This window comes from Phocaeicola coprophilus DSM 18228 = JCM 13818 (assembly GCF_000157915.1).
In the GTDB taxonomy this organism is placed as follows: Bacteria; Bacteroidota; Bacteroidia; order Bacteroidales; family Bacteroidaceae; genus Phocaeicola; species Phocaeicola coprophilus.
This window is the reverse complement of record NZ_EQ973650.1, coordinates 205,427-209,325: the sequence shown is the minus strand read 5'-3', so window position 1 is coordinate 209,325 and position 3,899 is coordinate 205,427. Positions and strand designations below refer to the sequence as shown.

General features: G+C 48.2%; 3 protein-coding genes and 1 pseudogene. 1 reads left to right on the top strand and 3 read right to left on the bottom strand.

Annotated elements, in window-relative coordinates; translation table 11 throughout:
- Together BACCOPRO_RS18120 and BACCOPRO_RS15295 are read right to left on the bottom strand one after the other, a co-directional pair.
- Window positions 1-541 (bottom strand): annotated as a pseudogene (locus BACCOPRO_RS18120) (dipeptidyl-peptidase 3 family protein); the annotation flags it as partial.
- A gap of 11 nt (window positions 542-552) precedes the next feature.
- Window positions 553-1,020, bottom strand: coding sequence for a helix-turn-helix domain-containing protein (locus tag BACCOPRO_RS15295; protein WP_008145035.1), 468 nt, complete (start codon window positions 1,018-1,020; stop codon window positions 553-555).
- Between the two features lie 215 nt (window positions 1,021-1,235).
- On the opposite strand from BACCOPRO_RS15295, the gene recQ reads away from it, so the two are divergent.
- Window positions 1,236-3,062 carry a DNA helicase RecQ gene (gene recQ / locus BACCOPRO_RS15290; protein ID WP_008145032.1) on the top strand — a complete coding sequence of 609 codons (1,827 nt, stop codon included), beginning with the start codon at window positions 1,236-1,238 and terminating at the stop codon, window positions 3,060-3,062.
- A gap of 32 nt (window positions 3,063-3,094) precedes the next feature.
- Here recQ and BACCOPRO_RS15285 read toward each other — a convergent pair whose 3' ends face one another.
- Entirely contained in the window at window positions 3,095-3,892 is a 798-nt protein-coding gene (locus tag BACCOPRO_RS15285; RefSeq protein WP_040311583.1) for a tetratricopeptide repeat protein, read from the bottom strand.
- Between the last annotated feature and the right edge of the window lie 7 nt (window positions 3,893-3,899).

Here is a 3,899-nt window from a genome sequence, read left to right as displayed (position 1 = left end):
GAGTGACTCCTTCATAATAATTGGCCGCTGAAGTCAGAATCAGATCTTCCCCATCGGCCTGATTAACCCGTTTGGGCATCACTTCCGGATCGAAGATGACGGGGAACAGGCGGTTGCAAAGTTCGGTACATGTTTCTCCTTCTGCCAAAGGCAATGCATCGGCAGGCAAAGATTCAACCAGGCTGCGAAGATAATCCGGTGTGAAACCGGGTACAAACTTGTCGCAGGAATAATGGTGGTGAATGCCATTGGCAAACCAGACGCGTTTCAGATACACCTCAAATGCACGAAATTCATCCGTATCACGAGGTCCCTTGTAAGCCACATACACTGCTTCCAGCAGCCGGCGGACCGGTAAATTGTACTTGCCGTTCTGATGATACAAGATGTCTCTTCCCTCCAGAGCTGCCTGAGAGAGATAGTAAATCAGCTGTTTCTGGCGCAGAGACAATTTTTCAAAACCGGGTACCCGATAACGCAAAATCTGCAAATCGGCAAACTGTTCCACTTGATACTCAAACGTATCCTCCTGTTGTTCCATTATCTATATTCTTATTTTTTGTCAGAATGTTTCTTACGGTAAGCATTCGGGGTCTCACCCATGTTCTTATAGAAAGCTGCATAGAACGATTGTCTGTTGGCAAAACCTACCAACGCGCTGATTTCTTCTACATTTTTCTCAGCGTAACGTTTATCAACCAGCAAATGCAAAGTTTCCTTGATACGATACTCGTTCAACAGACATGAATAGTTTTTTCCGAAGCGGGAGTTAATAACAGCCGACAGATAACGAGTATTGGTTTTCAATTCTTTAGCAAGATCACGTGCAGAATAATTGGGGTCTTTATACTTCTTCTGAAATACTACGATATTCATGATCTTGTCATACAGTTCATCCGCCAGTTCCGGACGAATCATTCCTCGATAAGCAGCATTCTTAATTTTGCGCTCCCTGATGTTGTAAGGTTTTTTTGCAGGAGATTGTTCCTGTTCCTGCATCTGAAGTTCTGTATCTTTCATCTGTCCTGTTTTTAATTAAGAGGTTTAATTTTTATATATTATACAAAAATGGCAGAAGTTTTTGAAATCTACAGTTAAATGAAAATCATTTTTCTTAAATATTACAAATCACGGCATATTTTTCAGTGTTTCCCGTCGTGCAGCCCCGTCTTCCCCCAACGGAAAAACGGAAAGAATAACTATCTTTGCACTCCGTTTCATCCCAATAGACAATTATGCTGAAAACATTAAAATCATACTTCGGATATACGCAGTTCCGCCCCCTGCAACAGGAAATCATCACGTGCATTCTGGAAAAGAGAGACACCCTGGTGCTGATGCCGACAGGAGGAGGAAAGTCCATCTGCTACCAGCTTCCTGCCCTGATGATGGAAGGAACAGCCATCGTTGTTTCACCGCTGATCTCACTCATGAAAGACCAAGTGGAAAGTTTGCAGGCCAACGGAATCATCGCCCGTGCCCTGAACAGCAGCAACGATGAAACGGTCAACGCCAATCTGCGTTTCGAATGTATGCAGGGACGGGTAAAACTCCTTTATATCTCTCCCGAACGGCTCCTTTCGGAACTGAATTTTCTGCTGAAGGATATCCGTGTTTCGCTTTTTGCCATTGATGAAGCTCACTGCATTTCCCAATGGGGACATGATTTCCGTCCGGAATATACACAGCTGAAAGTGCTCCGCCAGCAGTTTCCCAATGTACCGATTGTCGCACTGACTGCAACAGCAGACAAAATAACCCGACAAGACATCGTACAACAGCTGGCCATGAGAAATCCGCAAGTGTTTATTTCTTCCTTCGACCGTCCCAACCTCAGTCTGGAGGTGAAACGGGGCTATCAGCAGAAAGAAAAGATCAGAAGCATTCTTCAGTTTATCGACCGTCATCCGGGAGAAAGCGGAATCATTTACTGCATGAGCCGGAACACGACGGAAAAAGTAGCTGAGATGCTTGAGGATCACGGGCTGCATGTTGCGGTTTATCATGCCGGACTGAGTACGGCTGCACGCGATGCCGCACAGGATGATTTCATCAATGACCGGGTACAGATCGTCTGTGCCACCATTGCTTTCGGCATGGGTATCGACAAATCGAACGTAAGATGGGTAATTCATTACAACCTACCGAAAAGCATCGAAAGCTTCTATCAGGAAATAGGCCGGGCAGGACGTGACGGTCTTCCCAGCGACACCTTATTATTCTATTCTTTCGGAGACATTGTTCTTCTGTCCAAATTTGCTGCCGAAAGCAACCAGCAGGAGATCAATCTTGAGAAACTGAACCGCATGCAGCAGTATGCGGAAACCGATATTTGCCGCCGGCGTATTCTGTTGAACTACTTCGGGGAAACCATGGATCATGACTGCGGGAACTGTGATGTCTGCCGGAATCCGCCTGAAAGATTCGATGGTACCATCATCGTACAGAAAGCCTTGAGCGCCATTGCCCGTACCGACCAGCAGATAGGTACACGGACACTGACCGACATTCTGAAGGGAGCTGCCACACAGGAAATCATCGACCGGGGTTATGACAAGCTGAAAACCTACGGCGTCGGAAGAGACATCCCGTCACGCGACTGGCAGGACTACCTGTTGCAGATGCTGAACCTGGGATATTTTGAAATTGCATACAATGAAAACAACCATCTGAAAATTACGGAAGCCGGACGAAAAGTTCTGTTCGGTCACGAACGGGCCCAGCTGGTAGTCATCAAGCGTGAAGAAACCGCTCCGCGTGAAACCGGGAAAAGAAAGCGGAAAGCAGAAACTCCGGTTCTGCCGATCCTTACTCCCGCTGTCTACGAAAACGAAGACGAGCAGCTCTTTGAAGAACTCCGGATCCTGCGCAAACGGCTCGCCGACCAGCAGGCCATTCCTGCTTACATCGTCCTGTCAGACAAGACACTTCATCTGCTGGCTGCACAGAAACCCCAGAGCATCGAAGCCTTCGGAGAGGTCAGCGGTATCGGAGCCTTCAAGAAAGACCGCTACGGAAAAGACTTTGTGGAAGTAATCAACCGGTTCCTGCAAAACCGATAACGGCACGCGGAACCGGACATTCCGGCACCGGATTACCGGCACTCTTTCAGCCGTTCCTCGAGTTCACCGCGCGACACTCCCAGCGAAACAGCCTTTTCGTAAGCTTCCCGTGCATCTTTCTTCTTGCGAAGTTGCAGATAAAGATCGCCCATCTGGACGTATGCCTCGCGGTCATTGGCATCCAGTTTCAGAGCTTCTTCCAGATCAAGCAGGGCCGCCTGCGGCTGATTCATCTCAACTTCCAGGTTGGCCCGCATCTTCAGCAGCGAAACATCCTTCGGATAATCATCCACCAGACGGTTCATCGAACTGAGTGCCTGAGTCAGTTTTCCTTCTTTCTGATCCAGCATCACCAGTCCCAGACGGGCAGTCAGATTCCTGACATCCTTTGCCAGCACCGCATTATAGTCAATACGGGCTTCCGTATACTGGCGCCGCTGCATGTAGATGTATGCACGGAACATCCGGGCCTCCTGGTTCTCGGGCAACAGATCAATCACATTGCAATAATCCAGATAAGCCTTGTCGGTCAGCCCCTTGTCCAGATAAAGCGAAGCCCGGTTCAGCAGCATGGCTGTAGAATAAGGTGTAATGTTCAAGGCCATGGTATACGATTCAATGGCCTCATCAGTCTTTCCCATACGCTTCTGTACCGTACCCAGGTTGGAAAAAAGCAAGGCATTGCGTGCATTGCCCGGCTCCATCTTCAAGGCTTGCCGGAACAACTGTTCTGCCTGCACCAGACTGTCCTTCAGCGTATAGTCCATCGCCTTTTCGACCAGTTCATTATAAGTCTGTGCCTGCATACTGCCTGCCGCCAGCAGGAACATTATCGGG